Origin of the sequence: Massilia sp. BSC265 (genome assembly GCF_000740675.1) — a bacterium.
Lineage (GTDB): Bacteria > Pseudomonadota > Gammaproteobacteria > Burkholderiales > Burkholderiaceae_D > Telluria.
In genome coordinates, this window is the sequence record NZ_JPXI01000030.1 from 101,737 (window position 1) to 122,363 (window position 20,627).

General features: G+C 64.8%; 20 protein-coding genes. 15 read left to right on the forward strand and 5 right to left on the reverse strand.

The genetic code is table 11. From position 1 onward, the window contains the following. Window positions 1–49 precede the first annotated feature (49 nt). On the reverse strand, window positions 50–1,414 hold the full coding sequence (locus tag MA09_RS10270) for a M23 family metallopeptidase (RefSeq protein WP_036247778.1): 1,365 nt from the start codon (window positions 1,412–1,414) through the stop codon (window positions 50–52). A gap of 160 nt (window positions 1,415–1,574) precedes the next feature. On the opposite strand from MA09_RS10270, the gene tyrS reads away from it, so the two are divergent. The 13 genes from tyrS to MA09_RS10335 all read left to right on the forward strand — a co-directional run bounded on the left by tyrS (window position 1,575) and on the right by MA09_RS10335 (window position 14,005). Next, on the forward strand, window positions 1,575–2,837 hold the full coding sequence (tyrS, locus tag MA09_RS10275; RefSeq protein WP_036247781.1) for a tyrosine--tRNA ligase: 1,263 nt from the start codon (window positions 1,575–1,577) through the stop codon (window positions 2,835–2,837). Next, window positions 2,834–3,301: a D-aminoacyl-tRNA deacylase gene (dtd, locus tag MA09_RS10280; protein ID WP_036247782.1), complete on the forward strand. Its 468-nt coding sequence runs from the start codon at window positions 2,834–2,836 to the stop codon at window positions 3,299–3,301. The genes tyrS and dtd overlap by 4 nt, the downstream gene beginning before the upstream one ends. A 49-nt stretch (window positions 3,302–3,350) precedes the next feature. Next, window positions 3,351–4,016, forward strand: a complete 666-nt coding sequence (locus tag MA09_RS10285) for a YbhB/YbcL family Raf kinase inhibitor-like protein (RefSeq protein WP_036247785.1) — start codon at window positions 3,351–3,353, stop codon at window positions 4,014–4,016. Between the two features lie 32 nt (window positions 4,017–4,048). After that, on the forward strand, window positions 4,049–4,729 hold the full coding sequence (locus MA09_RS10290) for a histidine phosphatase family protein (RefSeq protein ID WP_036247787.1): 681 nt from the start codon (window positions 4,049–4,051) through the stop codon (window positions 4,727–4,729). 129 nt (window positions 4,730–4,858) lie between these two features. Further along, on the forward strand, window positions 4,859–5,896 hold the full coding sequence (gene dusB / locus MA09_RS10295) for a tRNA dihydrouridine synthase DusB (protein WP_081897536.1): 1,038 nt from the start codon (window positions 4,859–4,861) through the stop codon (window positions 5,894–5,896). Window positions 5,897–6,008: 112 nt separating this feature from the next. After that, window positions 6,009–6,242 carry a helix-turn-helix domain-containing protein gene (locus MA09_RS10300; protein WP_027865797.1) on the forward strand — a complete coding sequence of 78 codons (234 nt, stop codon included), beginning with the start codon at window positions 6,009–6,011 and terminating at the stop codon, window positions 6,240–6,242. A gap of 102 nt (window positions 6,243–6,344) precedes the next feature. Then, window positions 6,345–7,931, forward strand: coding sequence for a bifunctional phosphoribosylaminoimidazolecarboxamide formyltransferase/IMP cyclohydrolase (gene purH / locus MA09_RS10305; protein WP_036247794.1), 1,587 nt, complete (start codon window positions 6,345–6,347; stop codon window positions 7,929–7,931). A 231-nt stretch (window positions 7,932–8,162) separates the two neighbouring features. Then, window positions 8,163–8,699, forward strand: coding sequence for a crossover junction endodeoxyribonuclease RuvC (gene ruvC, locus MA09_RS10310; RefSeq protein ID WP_036247796.1), 537 nt, complete (start codon window positions 8,163–8,165; stop codon window positions 8,697–8,699). A 26-nt stretch (window positions 8,700–8,725) separates the two neighbouring features. Further along, entirely contained in the window at window positions 8,726–9,304 is a 579-nt protein-coding gene (gene ruvA, locus MA09_RS10315; protein WP_036247798.1) for a Holliday junction branch migration protein RuvA, read from the forward strand. 2 nt (window positions 9,305–9,306) lie between these two features. After that, complete coding sequence (ruvB, locus tag MA09_RS10320) at window positions 9,307–10,374, forward strand: Holliday junction branch migration DNA helicase RuvB (protein WP_036247800.1); 1,068 nt, start codon at window positions 9,307–9,309, stop codon at window positions 10,372–10,374. Between the two features lie 104 nt (window positions 10,375–10,478). Then, complete coding sequence (locus MA09_RS10325; RefSeq protein WP_036248016.1) at window positions 10,479–12,272, forward strand: CIA30 family protein; 1,794 nt, start codon at window positions 10,479–10,481, stop codon at window positions 12,270–12,272. An 18-nt stretch (window positions 12,273–12,290) separates the two neighbouring features. Further along, on the forward strand, window positions 12,291–13,403 hold the full coding sequence (locus MA09_RS10330) for a sensor histidine kinase (RefSeq protein ID WP_036247803.1): 1,113 nt from the start codon (window positions 12,291–12,293) through the stop codon (window positions 13,401–13,403). Beyond that, the gene (locus MA09_RS10335) at window positions 13,400–14,005 is read left to right on the forward strand and encodes a response regulator transcription factor (RefSeq protein ID WP_036247806.1); all 606 of its coding nucleotides are present in this window, start codon (window positions 13,400–13,402) and stop codon (window positions 14,003–14,005) included. The genes MA09_RS10330 and MA09_RS10335 overlap by 4 nt, the downstream gene beginning before the upstream one ends. Window positions 14,006–14,045: 40 nt before the next feature. Here MA09_RS10335 and MA09_RS10340 read toward each other — a convergent pair whose 3' ends face one another. The 3 genes from MA09_RS10340 to MA09_RS10350 all read right to left on the reverse strand — a co-directional run bounded on the left by MA09_RS10340 (window position 14,046) and on the right by MA09_RS10350 (window position 15,469). Next, window positions 14,046–14,468, reverse strand: coding sequence for a hypothetical protein (locus MA09_RS10340; protein ID WP_036247809.1), 423 nt, complete (start codon window positions 14,466–14,468; stop codon window positions 14,046–14,048). A 106-nt stretch (window positions 14,469–14,574) separates the two neighbouring features. Beyond that, entirely contained in the window at window positions 14,575–14,916 is a 342-nt protein-coding gene (locus MA09_RS10345) for an SMR family transporter (protein ID WP_036247812.1), read from the reverse strand. A 106-nt stretch (window positions 14,917–15,022) separates the two neighbouring features. Further along, on the reverse strand, window positions 15,023–15,469 hold the full coding sequence (locus MA09_RS10350; RefSeq protein WP_036247814.1) for a DUF2147 domain-containing protein: 447 nt from the start codon (window positions 15,467–15,469) through the stop codon (window positions 15,023–15,025). 200 nt (window positions 15,470–15,669) lie between these two features. Here MA09_RS10350 and MA09_RS10355 point away from each other — a divergent pair, with 200 nt between their 5' ends. Beyond that, window positions 15,670–16,656 carry a hypothetical protein gene (locus tag MA09_RS10355; protein WP_152594618.1) on the forward strand — a complete coding sequence of 329 codons (987 nt, stop codon included), beginning with the start codon at window positions 15,670–15,672 and terminating at the stop codon, window positions 16,654–16,656. 37 nt (window positions 16,657–16,693) lie between these two features. Continuing rightward, window positions 16,694–17,653 (forward strand): hypothetical protein, encoded by a 960-nt coding sequence (locus tag MA09_RS10360; protein WP_036247818.1) that lies wholly within the window; start codon window positions 16,694–16,696, stop codon window positions 17,651–17,653. Between the two features lie 132 nt (window positions 17,654–17,785). Here the strand turns inward: MA09_RS10360 and MA09_RS10365 are convergent, their stop codons facing one another. Beyond that, window positions 17,786–20,596, reverse strand: coding sequence for a valine--tRNA ligase (locus tag MA09_RS10365; RefSeq protein WP_036247821.1), 2,811 nt, complete (start codon window positions 20,594–20,596; stop codon window positions 17,786–17,788). Window positions 20,597–20,627 lie beyond the last annotated feature (31 nt).

The following is a 20,627-nucleotide window of genomic DNA, read 5'->3' on the forward strand; positions in this document are numbered from 1 at the left end:
CCCCGCGGCATGCACGATGCGGCGGGGCGTTGAGGGGAGTCGGAGGGGCTTAGCGTGCCGCCATCGCGTTGCCGCTCGGTGCGAGCAGCGAGAAGCGGTGGTTCATCTCGGCGGCGGCCATGCGGAAGCGGTTCAGTTCCGCCTGGCTCAGCGGCTGCTGTGCCAGCGACTTGAACTTTTCCGGATTCTGCGCCTGGCCGGCGACACGGAACTCGTAGTGCAGGTGCGGGCCGGTCGACCAGCCGGTCGAGCCGACATAGCCGATGATCTGGCCCTGGCTGACCTTGCTGCCCTTGCGGATGCCCGGGGCGAAACGGCTCATGTGGGCATAAGCGGTGCTGTAGTTCGACCAGTGCTTGAGGACGACCTGGTTGCCGTAGCCGCCGCTGTTGCCGGCGAAGTCGATGACACCATCGGCGACCGCGCGGATCGGCGTGCCCGTCGAGGCGGCGTAGTCGACGCCCTTGTGCTGTTTCCACTTGCCCGAGATCGGGTGCACGCGCATCGAGAAGCCCGAGGAAATGCGCGAGAACTGCAGCGGGGATTTCAGGAAGGCTTTCTTGAGTGCCTTGCCGTCCAGGCTGTAGTAGCCGCCCTGCTTGGTGACCGGGTCTTCGTACCAGACCGACTGGTAAGCCACGCCGCGGTTCACGAATTCGCCTGCCAGGATGCGGCCGGTCTTGACCAGTTCGCCGTCGAGCCAGAAGGTTTCGTAGACGACGCTGAAACGGTCGCCGCGCTTCAGGTCCGAGCGGAAGTCGATGTTGGTCGAGAACATCTCGATCATCTGGCCGACCACCGAGTCCGGCATGCTGCCGCCGTCCACGTTCGAATCGGTCGCGGAATACAGCGAGGTGGTGATTTCGCGCGAACGCATCTCGACACGGCGCTCCAGCTTGGCCGGAGCATCGGTGGCGACGAATTTCTCGCCCTGGCGCTCGACCGTGATCTGGCGCGCATCGCCGGCCTTGCCGTCGGTGATCGTGGCGCGCATCGACAGCAGCAGGCCATTTTCATCGGTTTCGGCCTGGACGCGCTTGCCGGTCTTGAGCGACAGCAGGCGGCACGCGGTCTTGTCGGTGCGGATGAATTTGTGGGCGTCGGCGTCGTTGACGCCAAGGCGGGTGAAGAGGGAAGCGAGCGAATCGCCTGGGCGAATGCGTTCTTCGTGGATGAACTGCTGCTCGGCTTGCTGGAGGGCGGCGATCTGGTCTGCGAGGTTCGGCAGTTCCAGGTCCTGTTCGATCGACTTGACCGGCATGTCTGCCGCATCGGGAGCGATCGGGGCCACTGCTACTGCACCGAAGGCACACACGCTCAGGAGCGCGGCGCCGGCGCCGATGATACGCGCCTTGCGAGTTCGGGGCAGCAGCTGGAGCAGGCTCTTGCCAGTGATTTTATGTATAGGGTTCATGCAATCAGTTAAAATTTGCGGCTGAACTTTCAGGATCCCGTTTCTTATCGTTCTGCAAAGTTTTCTTCGGGAAACTTAAAAACGATCGTGAATTATACCAAAAGAACTGGTCCTACAACCATCTTGGCAAACTTCCTACACGAATACTTAACTCGCATATATGACTTCCAATGTTTCGTCCGGTAGCGGTGCTCCGGTGAATTCTTCCGCCCCCCTGCCGTTGACGGACAAGGTGCTCGAGGCCCTGGCCATTGCCAAGCGCGGTGTCGATGAATTGCTGATCGAAAGCGAATTCGCCCAGAAACTGGCGCGCTCCGAACAGTCGGGCAAGCCGCTGCGCATCAAGCTGGGCCTGGACCCGACTGCGCCTGACCTGCACCTTGGCCATACCGTGGTGCTGAACAAGATGCGCCAGCTGCAAGACCTCGGCCACCAGGTGATCTTCCTGATCGGCGATTTCACTTCGATGATCGGCGACCCTTCGGGCCGCAATGCCACGCGTCCGCCGCTGACCCGCGAACAGGTCGAGGAAAACGCCATGACCTATTTCCGCCAGGCTTCCCTTGTGCTGGACGCCGCGCGCACGGAAATTCGTTATAACTCCGAATGGTGCGACCCGTTGGGCGCGCGCGGCATGATCCAGCTCGCCTCACGTTATACCGTCGCCCGCATGATGGAGCGCGATGATTTCACCAAGCGCTACAAGAGTGGGACACCGATTGCGGTGCATGAGTTCCTTTATCCTCTGATGCAGGGCTACGATTCGGTCGCTTTGCATGCAGACCTGGAACTTGGAGGCACAGACCAGAAGTTCAACCTCCTTGTTGGCCGTGAGTTACAGAAAGATTACGGTCAGGAACAGCAGTGCATCCTGACCATGCCGCTGCTCGAGGGCCTGGACGGGGTCGAAAAAATGTCGAAGTCGAAGAATAACTACATCGGCATCACCGAAGCGCCCAACACGATGTTCGGCAAGCTGATGAGCATCTCGGACGACATGATGTGGAAGTACTACGACCTGCTGTCCTTCCGCTCGATCGCCGACATCCGGAACATCAAGGCCGAGGTGGCTGGCGGCGCCAACCCGCGCGATGCGAAAGTGGCGCTCGGCAAGGAAATCGTGGCACGCTTCCACTCGGCCCAGGCGGCCGAGGATGCGCTGGCCGACTTCGTCAACCGCTCGAAGGGCGGCATCCCGGACGACGTGCCGGCAGTAGCGCTGTCCGGCGCGCCGCTGGGCGTGGCCCAGCTGCTGAAGGCAGCCGGCCTGTGCGCCTCGACCTCGGAAGCCATGCGCATGGTCGACCAGGGCGGCGTGCGCATCGACGGCGCGGTCGTCAGCGACAAGGGGCTGCAGGTCGACGCCGGCACCTTCGTCATGCAGGTGGGCAAGCGCAAGTTTGCCCGTGTGACGCTCGCATGATCGGTCTTCTGCAGCGCGTCAGCGAAGCCAGCGTGCGCGTCGACGGCGAAACCGTCGGTGCGATTCAAGCCGGCCTGATGGTGCTGGTGTGCGCCGAGAAGGGCGACACCGAGCGCGAAGCCGAGGCCCTGCTGGCCAAGCTCCTGGCTTACCGCGTGTTCTCCGACGAGGCCGGCAAGATGAACCGCAGCATCACGGACACGCTAGGGGGCCTGCTGCTGGTGCCGCAGTTTACGCTGGCTGCCGATACGAAGTCGGGCACGCGTCCCTCGTTCTCGCCGGCCGCCGCGCCGGAGGACGGGCGGCGCCTGTTCGACCATGTGGTGCGGCAAGCCCGCGAACGCCATGGCATTGTCGAGACCGGCAGATTCGGCGCGGACATGAAAGTTTCACTCATCAACGATGGTCCCGTCACTTTCTGGCTGCAGGTTGATCCTGTCGCGGTAGGTGGTGTGCAGCGCTGAAACCCCCGCCGTCGACAAGGGTCAATAATATCAACGGCTGGGAGGACGTATGCGAATCTGGAGCGATTCATTTACCGAAGGCGGGCCGATCCCGCCGCACTGTGCGTTTGCGGTGGGCGATCCCGACAGCCACGTCAGGCTGTCCGACAACCGCAATCCGCATCTCGCTTGGGACGACGTGCCTGCCGGCACCAAGTCCCTGGTGCTGATCTGCCATGACCCTGACGTGCCGTCCGTCGGCGACGACGTCAACCAGGAGGGCAAGACCGTGCCAGCCTCCCTGCCGCGGGTGGATTTCTTCCACTGGTCGCTGGTGGACATCCCGGTCTGTCTGAAATCGCTGTCCGAGGGCATGTTTTCCGACATGGTCACACCGCACGGCAAGCCGGGTCCGCTGGTACCGTTCACGATCAAGAACGGCACCGAGCACCAGCTGCGCCAGGGCATCAACGACTACACCGGCTGGTTCGCGAACGACCCGACCATGGCGGGCGAGTATTACGGGTATGATGGCCCGTGCCCGCCCTGGAACGACGAGCGCGTGCATACTTACGTGTTTACGCTGTATGCCCTCGACATCCCGCGCCTGCCGCTGGTCGGCCGCTTTGCCGGGACGGAACTGCGCCTGGCGATCCACGGGCATATCCTGGACGAAGCGCGTACCTTCGGCGTGTATTCGCTGAATCCTGAAGTGGTAGCAACTTTGATAACTTAACACTTGCCCCGAGGTTCGGGCGAGCGGACCTCATGCTTTCCAAAAACAACGCAGTAGCGCCAACCACCATCCTCCTGATCCGCCATGGCGAGACCGCCTGGAATGCCGAGAAGCGCCTCCAGGGCCACCTCGACATCGCCCTCAACGCCGAGGGCGAGCGCCAGGCCGCCCTGCTGGGCGCCGCACTTGCGGCCGAGCGGATCGACCACATCGTTTCCAGCGACCTGCAGCGTGCGCGCCAGACCGCTGACGCCATTGCCCGCGCGCGCGGGGCGCAGATCGGCACGCAGGTGGACATTGAGCCGGCGCTGCGCGAACGCTGCTATGGCGGTTTTGAGGGCTTGCTGTATAGCGAGATCGCGGCACGCTTTCCGCTCGAGTTCGCGGCCTGGCAGGCGCGCGACGTCGATGGCGTGCTGCCGCCCGGTGCAAACCGGGGCGAGAGCTTCCGCGAGTTTTACGAGCGGGTGACCGGGGCGATCGCAGAGCATGCGGCGGCGCATCCAGGTAAGACCATCGCGCTGGTGGCGCATGGCGGGGTGCTGGAGTGTGCGTACCGGGCCGCGCTCGGCTTGTCGCTGGAGACGCCGCGCGATTTTAAGGTGCTGAATGCGAGCGTGAACCGGTTTGTGATGGAGGAGGGCGTGCTGCGCTTGGTAAGCTGGGGCGAGGTTTCTCACTTGCAGCCGGCGGTGTTGGATGATCTGACGTAGTCGCTACCCCCACTCTTCACCCCTGCCAATATCACACACGCAACAATCCAAAAAAATTCTGCCGCTATTTTGAGCAGCGATTGAGGTAAAATAATAGGTTCCCCGAGAAACTTTCGAGACTTTTCCGCTGTGCAAATCGGTCCATACATCCTGCGTAACAATGTCTTCGTCGCCCCCATGGCCGGAGTGACGGACCGCCCGTTCCGCCAGCTGTGCAAGCAGCTGGGCGCCGGCTATGCGGTGTCCGAGATGGCGGCTTCGAACCCGCGCCTATGGGCCAGCGAAAAGACCTCGCGCCGCACCGACCATGCGGGGGAAATGGAACCGAAAGCGGTGCAGATCGCGGGCGCCGACCCGAAAGACCTGGCCGACTGCGCGAAGTTCAACGTCGAGCGCGGCGCCCAGATCATCGACATCAACATGGGCTGCCCGGTGAAAAAGGTCTGCAACAGCTGGTGCGGTTCGGCCCTGCTGCAGCACGAAGACCTGGTCGAGCGCATCCTGCATGCCGTGGTGGAGGCCGTCGACGTCCCCGTCACCCTGAAATTCCGCACCGGCTGGGACCGCCAGAACAGGAATGCCCTGCGCATCGCCCGCATGGCCGAAAAGGCCGGCATCCAGATGCTGACCCTGCACGGCCGCACCCGCGCCGACGGCTACAAGGGCGAGGCCGAGTACGACACCATCCGCGCCGTCAAGGCGGCGGTCGGCATCCCGGTGGTCGCCAACGGCGACATCACCACCCCGGAAAAGGCGAAGTACGTGCTCGACTACACCGGCGCCGATGCCGTGATGATCGGCCGCGCCGCCCAGGGCCGGCCCTGGATCTGCCGCGAGATCGACCACTACCTGCGCCTGGGGGAGCATCTGCCGGCGCCGCTGGTCGAAGAAGTACGCGGCCTGATGAACGAACACCTGCCGGCGCACTATGCCTTCTATGGCGAGTACGTCGGCGTGCGCACCGCCCGTAAACACATCGGGTGGTATGTGCAGGACTTGCCGGGCGGGGAAGAATTCCGCCAGGGCATGAACCTGTTGGAATCGACCGCCGAGCAACTGGCAGCAGTCGACGCGTTTTTCAAATCGCAACTCCGGCACGGCGAGCGGTTACAATACCGCCCCGCTCATCCTGCCGCGCATGTGGTCGATGCGGCGATGGCAGCATAAGTACAGGTAATAGCAGCATACAAAGCAGTCACAAGAATCAGAATAAGACGGGGACACGCTGCGCCAAAAAACGTGGCGAGCAATCATTAACCAGGATGAAGCAGCAGAGAACATGAGCAAAGAAAGTATCCAGGAAGTCGTCCAGAAAAGCCTCGAGGACTATTTCAACGATCTGGGCGAGCAGAAGCCGACGAACATCTACGACATGATGGTCCTGACGGTCGAAAAGCCGGTCCTTGAAGTGGTCATGACGCGCGCCGACGGCAACCAGTCGCACGCTGCGCAGATGCTGGGTATCAACCGGAATACTTTGCGCAAGAAACTGCAGGAGCACGGGCTCCTCTAAAGCTCATTGCATGGCGTGGCCGTGCGTCTGGGCGCGGCCGGTTCGCCGTCCGCCGCCTTCGTCATCTGACGGGCGCAAGAATTTTCAACCACAGGCCTCACCATGATCAAACAAGCACTGATTTCCGTTTCCGACAAAACCGGCGTCCTCGACTTCGCGAAGGCCCTGGCAGCCCTCGGCGTCAACATCCTGTCCACTGGCGGCACCGCCAAGCTGCTGCAGGAAAATGGCGTGCAAGTCACTGAAGTCGCCGACTACACCGGCTTCCCGGAAATGCTCGACGGCCGGGTCAAGACCCTGCACCCGAAGGTGCACGGCGGCATCCTGGCACGCCGCGACCTGCCGGAGCACGTCGCCAAGCTGGATGAGCACGGCATCCCGCAGATCGACATGGTGGTGGTCAACCTGTACCCGTTCCAGCAGACCGTCGCCAAGGACGAGTGCTCGCTGGAAGACGCGATCGAGAACATCGACATCGGTGGCCCGACCATGCTGCGCTCGGCGGCCAAGAACCACCGCGACGTGGTCGTGATCGTCGACCCGGCCGACTACGGCGTGGTGCTGGCCGAAATGAAGGGCACCGGCACCACCGCCGGCCCGGTCAGCTACGAGACCAAGTTCCGCCTTGCCAAGAAGGTGTTCGCCCACACCGCGCAGTACGACGGTGCGATCACCAACTACCTGACCAGCCTGGGCGAAGACCGCCTGCATGCGACCCGCTCGGGCTATCCGCAGACCCTGAACATGAGCTTCGAGAAGGTCCAGGACATGCGCTACGGCGAGAACCCGCACCAGGGCGCCGCCTTTTATCGCGACCTGGTCGCCACCCCGGGCGCGCTGGCCAACTACCGCCAGCTGCAGGGCAAGGAACTCTCGTACAACAACATCGCCGACGCCGATGCGGCCTGGGAATGCGTCAAGTCGCTCGGCGGAATGCAGCAGCCGGCCGGCTGCGTGATCGTCAAGCACGCCAATCCGTGCGGCGTGGCGATCGGCGTCGATGCGCTGGACGCCTACACCCGCGCGCTGCAGACCGACCCGACCTCGGCCTTCGGCGGCATCATCGCCTTCAACGTCGACGTCGACGGCCGTGCGGCGGAGGCCGTATCGAAGCTGTTCGTGGAAGTGCTGATCGCACCGAGCTTCACCGCCGAGGCGCGCCAGATCATGGCGGCCAAGCAGAACGTGCGCCTGCTCGAGATCCCGCTGGGCGAAGGCCAGAACGCCTATGACCTGAAACGCGTCGGCGGCGGCGTGCTGGTGCAGGCGCCGGATGCCAAGAACGTCGGCCTGGGCGACCTGCGCGTGGTCAGCAAGAAGCAGCCGACCCAGCAGCAGCTGCAGGACCTGATGTTCGCCTGGCGCGTGGCCAAGTTCGTCAAGTCGAACGCCATCGTGTTCTGCGCCAACGGCATGACCCTGGGCGTGGGCGCCGGCCAGATGAGCCGCATCGACTCGGCACGCATCGCCTCGATCAAGGCGCAGAATGCCGGTCTTTCCTTGACTGGTTCGGCGGTGGCGTCGGATGCCTTCTTCCCGTTCCGCGACGGCCTGGACGTGGTGGTGGATGCGGGCGCGACCTGCGTGATCCATCCGGGCGGCTCGATGCGTGACCAGGAAGTCATCGATGCGGCCGACGAGCGCGGCGTCGTGATGCTGTACACCGGTACCCGTCACTTCCGTCACTGATCCATCAGACGGAACCGCTCACCTTAGGGTGGGCGGGGGGAAACAGTCCAGTGGACTGTTTTCCCGCCCACGCGTTCAACCAGCTTGGGTATGGACGCATACCGGTTCTTTTGCTGTCGTTGAACGCGTGGGCGGCAAAGCCGCCCACCCTACGTGGTAACATTCGCCACGCACTGTGTTTTTGCACAGTATTTTTCCCACGAACACCGCGCAGCCGTATATCATTCCACAATGATTATTCTCGGCATCGACCCGGGCCTGCGTACGACGGGGTTCGGCGTCATTGAAAAACACGGCACGAAGCTGCGCTACATTGCGTCCGGCACCATCAAGACCGGCACGGAAGGCGCGCTGCCCCCGCGGCTCAAGGTCATCCTGAACGGCGTGGGCGAAATCGTCTCCGCCTACGGACCCACCTGCGCGGCCGTCGAAAAAGTCTTCGTGAACGTCAACCCGCAGTCGACCCTGCTGCTGGGCCAGGCGCGCGGCGCCGCGATCACGGCCCTGGTCGGGGCCGACCTCGACGTGGCCGAATATACGGCCGTGCAGGTCAAGCAGGCCGTGGTCGGCACCGGCAAGGCGGCCAAGGCCCAGGTCCAGGATATGGTGTCGCGCTTGTTGAAGCTGCCGGGCCTGCCTGGCACCGACGCCGCCGATGCCCTCGGCGTGGCGATCTGCCACGCTCACAGCATCGACACGCTGTCCCTGGTCGGCGCCCTGTCGCCCACGACAAGCACGCTGCGCATGAAACGCAGCCGCCTCGTTTAAGCGTTGAAGAAAAAAAGGAACACACGATGATCGGTCGTCTCTCCGGAATCCTGCTTGAAAAAGCGCCGCCGCACGTGCTGGTGGACTGCAATGGCGTCGGCTATGAAGTCGACGTGCCGATGAGCACCTTCTACAACCTGCCGCACACCGGCGAAAAGGTGGTGCTGTTCACCCATCTGGTCGTGCGCGAGGATGCGCACCTGCTGTTCGGCTTCGGGACCGCCTCCGAACGCGCGCTGTTCCGCCAACTGATCAAGATCACCGGCATCGGTGCGCGCATGGGCCTGGCTATCCTGTCGGGCATGACGGTGGCCGACCTGTCGCAGGCCGTCACGTTGCAGGAAGCCGGCCGTCTGGTGAAGATCCCGGGCATCGGCAAGAAGACCGCCGAGCGCCTGCTGCTGGAATTGAAGGGCAAGCTGGGCGCCGACATCGGCGTGGTCGGCGGGGTAGTGCGCGACGATGCGCAGGCCGACGTGCTCAATGCGCTGGTCGCTTTGGGGTATTCTGACAAGGAAGCACTCTTCGCGACCAAGAACATGCCGGCCGGGTCGAGCGTTTCCGACGGCATCAAGTTCGCACTCAAGGCACTGTCCAAAGCATAAGCATGAGCATCCAGACCGACAATTTCACCGAGCACCGCGTGATCGACGCGGCGCCGGCCTCGCCCAACGAGGAGGCGATCGAGCGCGCCTTGCGCCCCAAGCAGCTGGACGAGTACGTCGGCCAGGCCAAGATCCGCGACCAGCTCGAGATCTTCATCAGTGCCGCGCGCAAGCGCCGCGAGGCGCTCGACCACACGCTGCTGTTCGGCCCGCCGGGCCTCGGCAAGACCACGCTGGCGCACATCATCGCGCGCGAGATGGGCGTCAACCTGCGCCAGACTTCGGGGCCGGTGCTGGAGCGTCCGGGCGACCTGGCCGCGCTGCTCACCAACCTCGAGCCGAACGACGTGTTGTTCATCGACGAGATCCACCGCCTGTCGCCGGTGGTCGAGGAGATCCTGTACCCGGCGCTCGAGGACTACCAGATCGACATCATGATCGGCGAGGGCCCGGCCGCGCGTTCCGTGAAGCTCGACCTGCAGCCCTTCACGCTGGTGGGCGCCACCACCCGCGCCGGCATGCTGACCAACCCGCTGCGCGACCGCTTCGGCATCGTCGCGCGCCTCGAGTTCTACAACGTCGAGGAGCTGACCAAGATCGTCACCCGCAGCGCGGCATTGCTCGAAGCCCCCATCAACGAGGAGGGCGCGCGTGAAGTCGCCAAGCGGGCGCGCGGCACGCCGCGTATCGCCAACCGCCTGCTGCGCCGCGTGCGCGACTACGCGGAAGTGAAGGGTACCGGCGAGATCACCGTCGACATGGCCGACCGCGCCCTGAAGATGTTAGATGTCGACACCGTCGGCTTCGACGTCATGGACCGCAAGCTGCTGGAAGCGGTGCTGTTCAAGTTTGCAGGAGGTCCGGTGGGCATCGGCAACCTGGCGGCGGCGATCGGCGAGGCGGCCGACACCATCGAGGACGTGCTCGAGCCCTACCTGATCCAGCAGGGCTACCTGCAGCGCACCCCGCGCGGGCGCATTGCCACGCCGCTGGCGTATCAACACTTCGGCGTCACCGCGCCCCGCATCAGCCCGACGGGCGATCTCTGGGATAACCTCCCTCCCGGCTAGATCCGGTACATGACAATTGTCATGACAAACCGATGGCGCCTGCTTCTACCGGCGCCATCGTCGTTTTCGCATACTGGCTTCACATCAACCCAAGCGAGGAAGGTATGAAGCCCATTGCCCTGAAAGTCCTGTCCGCCGCCGCCGCCCTGTTGCTGGCTGCCTCCGCCCATGCCGCTCCCACCCTGGTCCAGGACGTGCGCGTCTTCGACGGCGAGCGCGTGCACGAACGCCGCTCGGTCCTGTTCGACAAGGGCGTCATCGTCGACGCCGACTTCCGCGGCCCGGCGCCCGTCGATGCGCGCGTCGTCGATGGCGCAGGACGTACTCTGCTGCCGGGCCTGATCGACGCCCACACCCACGCCTTCCGCTTCCACGAGCTGCCGGTGCTGTTCGGCGTGACCACCCAGGTCGACATGTTCACCGAGGTCGGCATGATGAAGAAGGCGAAGGGGGAGATGGCACGGGGCGGCAACCACCGCCATGCCGACCTGTTCTCGGCCGGCACCCTGGTCACCGGCCCGAACGGCCACGGCACCCAGTTCGGCATCCCGATCCCGACCATCACCGGGCCGGAACAGGCCCAGGCCTTCGTCGACGCCCGCATCGCCGAAGGCTCGGACTTCATCAAGATCGTGATGGAGGGCGGCTACGGCTTCAAGCCGCTCGACCTGGCGACCGCCAAGGCCGTGATCGATGCGGCCCACAAGCGCGGCAAGCTGGCCGTGGTCCACATCGGCAACGAAAAGGATGCGCGCGACGTGCTGGAGGCCGGCGCCGACGGCCTGGTCCACCTGTTCCCGGGCGACGCAAAAGACGCGGAAGGACTGGCGCGGCTGGCCGCCAGCCGGAACGCATTCGTGATCCCGACCTTCGCCGTGCTGGAAAGCATGGCGGCCTGGCGCGGCGACGACCTGCTCGCCGACCCCGCCTTTGCCGGCCTGCTCGACAAGGATGGGCAAGCCCCGCTCAAGGCGCGCTACGGCACCAAGGAACGTGGGGCGATGCTGGCGGCGCCCAAGCGCGTCACCGCCGCGCTGGTGAAGGCCGGCGTGCCAGTGCTGGCCGGCACCGATGCCGGCAATCCGGGCACCCAGTACGGCATCAGCATGCACCGCGAACTGGCGGCCCTGGTGGAAGCCGGCCTGAGCCCGGTGCAGGCCCTGGCGGCCGCCACCAGCGCGCCGGCCAAGGCGTTCAGGCTGGGCCAGCGCGGCCGCATCGCCAAGGGTTACAAGGCCGATCTGCTGCTGGTCGAGGGCAACCCGGCGCTCGATATCAAGGCCACGCGCCGGATCGCCGAAGTCTGGAAGGATGGCGAGAGCGCGAACGGGCTGCGCGAGGACCAGCGGCGGCAGGTGGCGAAGGCCGCCCAGCCCGGCGCGAAGGCGCTCGCCTTGCCGCCCGATGGCCGCATCAGCCAGTTCAGCGACAAGCGCCTGGCCAGCCCCTTCGGCATGGGATGGGGACCGTCCACCGACAGCTTCGCGGGCGGCAAATCGTCCGTGAAGCTGGCGGCGCAACCGGCGCTGCCGGACGGCCAGGTGCCGCTCGCGATCGATGCCAAGGTGGAGCCGGGACTGCCCTTTGCCTGGGCCGGCGTGGCCTTCATGCCGGGAGCGCAGCCGATGGGGTCGGTGGACCTGAGCAGTGTAAAGCTGGTGCGCTTCCGGACGCGCGGCGACGGCAAGACCTACCAGCTGATCGCCATGTCGCAGGGTGTGCAGATTCCGGGCGCGAAGAGTTTCGTGGCCGGCCCGGAGTGGCGTGAAGTGACGGTGCCTTTCAGCGAACTCAAGGGCATCGATCCGGCGGCTGTCACCATGTTAGGATTCAATGCGGGCCCGCAACCGGGCGACTACCGCTTCGAGATCGCCGACGTGCGCCTGCTGGCGAACTGACACCACCGTCCTCACGACATGAACAAGATCAAACAGGTGCTGGCGGGACCGTGGGTCCCGCCCGAGCTGGGCAAGATGCCGTACTTCTGGCTGCTGAGCCTCGGCTACCTGGGCTGGAAGTACTTCTACGTCACACCCGGTCCTCTCGAGCTGTCCCTGCTGGCCCTGACGCTGGCGGTCTTCGTGCCGCTGTATTTCGCCAGCTACTGGGCACGCGGTTGGCAAGTCCTCGCCTGCATGGGCGCGGGCTGCCTGATCGGCGCGGTCTGGGCGCGCTGGAACGTCGGCGCCGCCACGTTCTTCATCTTCGCCTGCGCCATGGCGGCCCGCTTCACGGACTTCCGGCGCGCCATGCTGGCGATCGGGGGCGTGATTGCCCTTGGACTGCTCGCGTCCCTGCAGGTCAGGCACGGGCAAATGCGCTTCATCTTCCTGATGCCGCTCCTGACTGCCGGACTGCCGGTGGGCATGGGCGCCTTCATGGATGCGCGCCTGCGCCGCTCGCGCCAGGAGCTGGTGCGCAAGCAGGAAGAGGTCGAGCACATGGCAACCATCGCCGAGCGCGAGCGCATCTCGCGCGACCTGCACGACCTGCTCGGGCATTCGCTCTCGCTGATCGCCCTGAAGGCCGAACTGGCGCGCAAGCTGGTGCACCGCGATGCCGAGGCGTGCGCGCGCGAAGTCGGCGACATCGAAACCAGCGCGCGTCAGGCACTGGCCGAGGTGCGCGCCGCCGTGACGGGCTACCGCGAGAAAGGCCTGGCCCACGCGCTGGCCGGCGCACGCGCCAGCCTGGCGGCGGCAGACGTCCGGCTGGAAGAAAAGGTGGAACGCTTCGCGCTGGCGCCGGCCGCCGAGAACGTGTTGGCGCTGGCGCTGCGCGAGGCGGTCACCAACGTGGTGCGCCACGCCGGCGCGCGCCGCTGCAGCGTGTCGCTCGTCCTCGAACACGGCGTGGCCGTGCTGCGCATTCTAGATGACGGCCGGGCGCGCAGCGAGGCCGACATCCGGCACGGCAACGGCTTGAGCGGCATGCGCGAGCGCGCCCAGTCGCTGGGCGGCAGGCTGGCGCTGCGCGCCCGGGCCGGCCTCGAACTCGAACTACGTGTTCCTGCGGGAGTATCTACATGATTCGCATACTGCTGGCCGAAGACCAGACCCTCGTCCTCGGCGCAATGGCCGCGCTGCTCAGGCTCGAGCCGGACTTCGAGGTCGTCGGCGCCGCCACCAACGGCAGGGAAGCCCTGGACATGTGCGAGCGGCTCCTGCCCGACATCGTCCTGACCGACATCGAGATGCCCCTGATGACCGGGCTGGAGCTGGCAGCGCAGCTGAAGGAGCGCCGCCTGCCGGCCAAGCTGATCGTGGTGACCACCTTCGGGCGCAGCGGCTACCTGCGCCGCGCGCTGGAGGCCGGGGTGCGCGGTTACCTGCTGAAGGATGCGCCGGTGGATTCCCTGGGCGTGGCGATCCGCGCGGTGCATGGGGGCGGACGTGCGATCGCGCCCGAGCTGGCGCTGGAGAGCTGGAGCGGCGGCGAGGACCCGCTGACCGAGCGCGAACGCCAGGTGCTGCGCCTGGCCGGCGAAGGGCGCGCCAGCGCCGACATCGCGCGCCAGGTGCACCTGTCCGAAGGCACGGTGCGCAATTACCTGTCCGAGGCGATCAGCAAGCTGGGCGCCGCCAACCGGGTCGAGGCCTACCGCATGGCGCGCGACGCCGGCTGGCTGTAGCGCGTGCGTCGCCGCGGCCCGCGCCGGCCGCAGCTTGCCGTCAGAGGTGGTGTACCACCGGCAGGCGCGATTGGCGGCGTTCGCGGGCGCGCACGCGGCTCGCGCTCGGTTCCTGGAGCATCAGGAGGGCCAGCGCGAGCGACACGATCAACGTGAAGCCGAGCAGCGCCCCGCTCAGCCACAGGGCGGTCGGTTCGGCGCTGCCCCACAGGATCGCGCTGCCTGCCACGAAGGTGACCAGCAGCACCAGGGCGGACAGGCGGCCCAGCGCTGGCGAGCGTTTGATGCGGTGGCCGGCCATGCCGATGAAGAAGAAACTCGATGCAGCAAGCAGCATGGCCGCCAGCAGGGCGGTGGAACGCGACAGTTCCAGCGTGGAGGCGCCGTTCGGGAACAGCACGACCGGTGGCGTCACCAGCACCAGGACGCCTGCCAGCAGGCAGGCGAGACGCAAGAAGATCATTCGGCTTTCCTCGTATTTAATTGTTGTAAGAACAACTCAGCAATAAGCGAAGATAGCGAAAATGCAATTTCTGCGGCGCGCGAATGGAAGGCCCGGTATGGAACGCTCAGTGACGCACGCTTGTCGAGAACAGGTTGATGACCGCCACCCCCGCGATGATCAGCCCGAGCCCGGCGATGGCGGGCAGGTCGAGGCGCTGTCCGTAGACGAACCAGCTGATCACGGAGATCAGCACGATACCGACCGCCGACCAGATCGCGTAGGCGATCCCGGTAGGGAGTACGCGCAGGCTGAAGGTCAGCAGGTAGAAGGACAGGGCATAGCAGCCGACGGTGACCAGGCTGGGAATCGGCCGCGTAAAGCTGTCGGAAGCCTTGAGCGCCGTGGTGCCGATGACTTCCGCGACGATGGCGAAGGCGAGGTAGAGATAGGCCTGGGTCTGGGTCATGCGCCCATCTTACAACCGGGCCAGGCGCCGGCCATGATGCGGCAGCCGTCGCACGACCATGTGATTGCGAATCATGGTGCCCGCCTGATGCTGCCGCCCCGGTGGATTACTGCTCGCGGACCCAGGTCTGCGAACGGCCGAACATCGGCGCGCCGATGTAGCCGCGCACTTCCAGCTTGCTGCCGTTGTCCTTCAGCGCCGCCTTGCTCTTGTAGGTCTTGCCCTTGGACGGGTCGAGGATCTCGCCGCCGGTGTACTCGTTGCCGTCCTTCCTGAGGCCCGAGAGGATGGTCATGCCGACGATCGGCTGGTCCTTGCGCGCGCCTTCGCAGGCGGTGCATTTCGGGTTCTGGTCCTGGTCGGCCGGGCGGAACAGTTTTTCGATCTTGCCGGTCAGGACGCCGTTGTCTTCGGTGATGCGCACCAGCGACTTCGGCTTGCCGGTTTCGTCGTCGATCGTTTTCCATACGCCTGCCGGCGAGGCGTTTTGCGCCATGGCTGCGGGCATCGCGAACATCATGGCAATCAGGCTTGCCTTCATCAGTTGTCGCATCTTGGTGTCTCCAGAATCGTTATTGGTACCGCAGAGTGTAGCAAACACTTCCTGCCAAGTGGATGGCGGAATCCGAGGATGTCCTCCAATTGCCATGACCCGTGCGACATGGGTGTCTTGACAATTTTGCGACACTTGATGACATTCTTCCCATTTTCATGCCGATACAATGCCGCTTTTTCATAGAGGATCCGTCTACCGTGAAGCGCATTTCCCGTCTCTCTCGCCTCTTGCTGGGCCCGCTGCTGGGCACCCTGATGGCCGTTGGCGCCGCCGGCACCGTCCACGCGGACGGGACGGCACTGCAGCCCGTGATGAAGGTACACGACCTGGCCGGCCCCTTCGCCGAAGTGTGGGACCGGAACGTGGGCAGGTCCGACGAGGAATTCATCCGCGACTTCAAGGCTACCGTGGCAGCGAAGTTCCCGGCTTTCTATGGCGTCGAGCGCTTCGCAGGCAAGAAGAGCGAAGCGCAGCGCGACGCCGAGATCGCCGCAGCGCGGGCAGCCTTTCCGGCGCTGCGCGATGCATATACGCAAAAGGTGAACAGCTTCAACCGGGACCTCCCGACCCACATCGCCAGCTTCCGCAAGCTGTTCCCGGACTATGAAGCGAAGAACGATCTCTGGTTCGTCCATTCGCTGGGCGAGATGGACGGCGGCAAGCGGCGCCTGAACGACGAGCTGGTCTTCATCTTCGGGGCGGACATGATGGCCAAAAACCAGGGCAAGGACGCCGGCGCGTTTTTCTTCCATCATGAACTGTTCCACGACTATCAACCGATGCAATGCAGCAGCTGGCCGGTATGGACTTCCCTGTGGCAGGAGGGGCTGGCCAGCTATGCGGCACAGCAGCTGAATCCGAATGCGACCGATGACGAGATGCTCCTGAATTTGCCACCGAATATGGCAGTAGACACCCGCAAACAGTTGGGACGCGCGCTCGACGACCTGTACACCAAGCTGGACAGCACCGACCAGGAAGCCTACAGCGGTCTGTTCCTGCGCAAGGGCGACAAGAGCGGCATGCCGGCGCGGCGCGGCTACTACCTCGGCATGCTGGTGGCGGAGGAGGCGGCCAAGTCGATGAGCCTGCAGCAGCTGGCCAAGCTGCCGTGCGACGCCGTGCGTCCGGTGGTGGTGGCGGCGGTCGAACGCCTACGCAAGGCGCACGCCGCAGCCAAATAATCCGATTTTTCCTGCCAAAACCAATACGATAACGAGAATGAAAAAACTGCTTCCCCTGATCTTCCTCGGCACGGCGCTGTCCGCCGGCGCCGCCAGCCTCTCCGCACCGGCTCCCGCCATGAAGGTACACGACCTGGCAAGCGGCTTCACGACGGTCTTCGACCGCAACGCCGGCAAGTCCGAACGTGAGTTCGTGCAGGACTTCAAGGCCACCGTCGCATCCCGTTTCCCGGGCTTCTACGGGGCCGAGCGTTTCAAGGGGCAACGCAGCGAAGCCCAGCGCGAGGCCGACCTGGTCCAGGCCTTCGCCGAGTTCCCGGGGATACGCGAGGCTTACGTGAAGAAGGTGGCGCGCTTCACCCAGGACCTCCCGGCGCACGTCGCCAGCTTCCGGGCCGCCTTCCCGGACTACCCGGCCACGACCGACATCTGGTTCCTGCACTCGCTCGGCGAGATGGACGGCGGCAGCCGCACCATCGACGGGAAGCGGTACTTCATCTTCGGCGCCGATTCGATGGTCAAGTACCACGGCGACGGTGACGAAGCCGCGTTCTTCCACCACGAGCTGTTCCACGACTACCACGGCATGGAATGCAAGCCTCGGCCGATCTGGGCGTCGCTGTGGAGCGAGGGATTGGCCACCTATGTGGCCAAGCAGATGAATCCGTCGGCAAACAACAGCGAACTGCTGCTCGACTTCCCGCCCAACCTGGTGGCCGACACCCGCAAGGCGCTGGGCCGCGCACTGGAAGACCTGCACGGCAAGCTGGACAGCGAAGACCGGACCGACTATGCCGGCCTGTTCTACGGCAGCGGCGGCGACAAGACCGGCCTGCCGGCACGGCGCGGCTATTACCTGGGCTATCTGGTGGCAGAAGAGATCGGGAAAACCATGAGCATGCAGCAGATGGCGAAGCTGGATTGCGGCGCCGCGCGCACGGCCGTGGTCGGAGCGGTGAAGAAGCTGCGCACTGCGCATGCAGCGTCTGGCCAGTAAGGCCTGTAGGGTGGGCGGCGTTCGCAGCACCGATATCCATCGTGCCGGGTAGAGCCGCCCACCCTACGAAAAACGCGGCCGAGTGAACTGACCCCCAAAAGTTGGACACAACTTTGGGGGTTTTCATTTGATTCAGGCCGTCGGCAACTTCGCCAGCTGCTCCTGCATCTTGGCCAGCGTCGCAGAGAAGTTCGCCACGCGTTCCTTCTCCTGCTCCACCACCGCGGCCGGCGCGCGCGCAACAAAACTCTCGTTGGACAGCTTGCCGCTGGCCTTGGCGATCTCGCCCTGCAGGCGCGCGATCTCCTTCGACAGGCGCTCGCGCTCGGCGGCCACGTCGATCTCGACCTTCAGCATCAGCTTGGTAGTGCCGACGATCGACACGGCTGCCGGCGATTCCGGCAGCGCGTCGACGATCTGCACTTCCTGCAGTTTGCCGAGCGACTGGATGTATGGGGCGAACACAGCCATGCGGGCGCGATCTTCCTCGGTGCCCGGCTCGACGATCAGCGGCACGCGCACCGACGGCGACAGCGACATCTCGCCGCGCAGGTTGCGGGTGGCGTCGATCAGCGACTTGAGCTGCTCCATCCACGCTTCCGCCTCTTCGCTGACAAAGGAGGTGTTGGCCAGCGGATACGGCTGGGTCATGATCGAATCGCGGTTGTCGCCCGATCCTTTGCCGGCCAGCGGCGCGATCGCCTGCCACAGGGCTTCGGTCACGAACGGGATGATCGGGTGCGCCAGGCGCAGCACCACTTCCAGCACGCGCAGCAGGGTGTGGCGGGTGGCGCGCTGCTGGGCCTCCGTGCCCTGCTGGACCGAGACCTTGGCCAGTTCCAGGTACCAGTCGCAGTATTCGTACCAGACGAAGTTGTAGATGCTGCTGGCGATGTTGTCGAAGCGGTAGTCGGCAAAGCCCTTGGCTACTTCCAGCTCGACGCGGTTCATCAGGGAGATGATCCAGCGGTCGGCCTGCGACAGGTCTTCCGGATCCGGCTGCCCGCAGTCCTTGCCTTCCGTGTTCATCATCACGAAGCGGGTGGCGTTCCACAGCTTGTTGCAGAAGTTGCGGTAGCCCTCGCAGCGGCCGAGGTCGAAGTTGATGTTGCGGCCCAGCGAAGCGTAGCTCGCCATCGTGAAGCGCACGGCGTCGGTGCCGAAGGCCGGGATCCCTTCCGGGAATTCCTTGCGGGTGGCCTTGGCGATCTTATCAAGAGTGCGCGGGTCCATCAGGCCGGACGTGCGCTTGGCAACCAGCGACTCGACGTCGATGCCGTCGATCAGGTCGATCGGGTCGAGCGTGTTGCCCTTCGACTTGGACATCTTCTGGCCCTGCGAGTCGCGCACCAGGCCGTGCACGTATACGGTCTCGAACGGCACCTTCCCGGTGAAGTGGGCCGTCATCATCACCATGCGGGCGACCCAGAAGAAGATGATGTCGAAGCCGGTCACCAGCACCGAGGACGGCAGGAAGTGCTTCATGTCCGGGGTTTCTTCCGGCCAGCCCATGGTCGAGAAGGGCACCAGGGCCGAGGAGAACCAGGTGTCGAGCACGTCGTCGTCGCGTCGCAGCGCGCCCGTGATGCCTTGTGCGGCGGCCTTGGCCTGGGCTTCTTCTTCGTTGCGGGCGACGACGATTTCGCCGTTCTCGCCGTACCAGGCCGGGATGCGGTGGCCCCACCACAGCTGGCGCGAGATGCACCAGTCCTGGATGTTGCCCAGCCACTGGTTGTAGGTAGTGGTCCAGTTCTCCGGCACGAACTTGATCTCGCCCTTGGCGACCTTTTCCAGCGCCACTTCGGTGATCGACTTGCCCGGATTGAACGTGCCTTCCGGCGCCGGCTTGCTCATGGCGACGAACCACTGGTCGGTCAGCATCGGTTCGATGACGACACCGGTGCGGTCGCCGCGCGGCACCATCAGCTTGTGCGGCTTGACCTGCTCCAGCAGGCCTTGCGCTTCGAGGTCGGCGACGATCTGCTTGCGCGCGGCAAAGCGGTCCAGGCCCTGGTACTGGCTCGGGCCGTTCTCGTTGATTTTTGCGTCCAGCGTGAAGATGTTGATCGGCGCGAGATTGGCGCGCTGGCCGACCGCGTAGTCGTTGAAATCGTGGGCCGGGGTGATCTTCACGCAGCCGGTGCCGAATTCCTTGTCGACGTAGCTGTCCGCGATCACCGGGATCTGGCGGCCAGTCAGGGGCAGGGTGAGCAGCTTGCCGTGCAGGTGGAGGTAGCGCTCGTCGGTCGGGTCGACCGCCACGGCGACGTCGCCCAGCATGGTTTCAGGACGGGTGGTGGCAACAGTCAGGTGGCCCGAGCCGTCGCTGAGGGGGTACTTGATGTACCACATCGAGCCGTCTTCTTCCTGCGAGTCGACTTCCAGGTCCGACACCGCGGTGCCCAGCACCGGGTCCCAGTTGACCAGGCGCTTCCCTCGGTAGATCAGGCCCTGTTCGAACAGGCGCACGAAGACTTCCGACACGACCTTCGAGCGGGTCTCGTCCATGGTGAAGTATTCGCGCTGCCAGTCCGGCGAGGTGCCCATGCGGCGCATCTGGCCGGTGATCGTGTTGCCCGACTTTTCCTTCCACTCCCAGACCTTCTCCACGAATGCGTCGCGGCCCAGGTCGTGGCGCGAGATCTTCTGGGCGTCGAGCTGGCGCTCCACCACGATCTGGGTGGCGATGCCGGCATGGTCGGTGCCCGGGATCCATGCGGTGTTGTAGCCGCGCATGCGGTAGTAGCGGGTCAGGCCGTCCATGACGGTCTGGTTGAAGGCATGGCCCATGTGCAGGGTGCCCGTCACGTTCGGCGGCGGCAGCTGGATGCTGAACGACGGCTTGCCGTCTTCCATGGTGGCGGTGAAGTAACCGCGCTGTTCCCACTCGGTGCGCCAGTATTGTTCAATGTCTGCGGGCTCGAAAGACTTGGCAAGTTCCATGATGTGGTCAACTAAAAAATTGTGCGAAAAG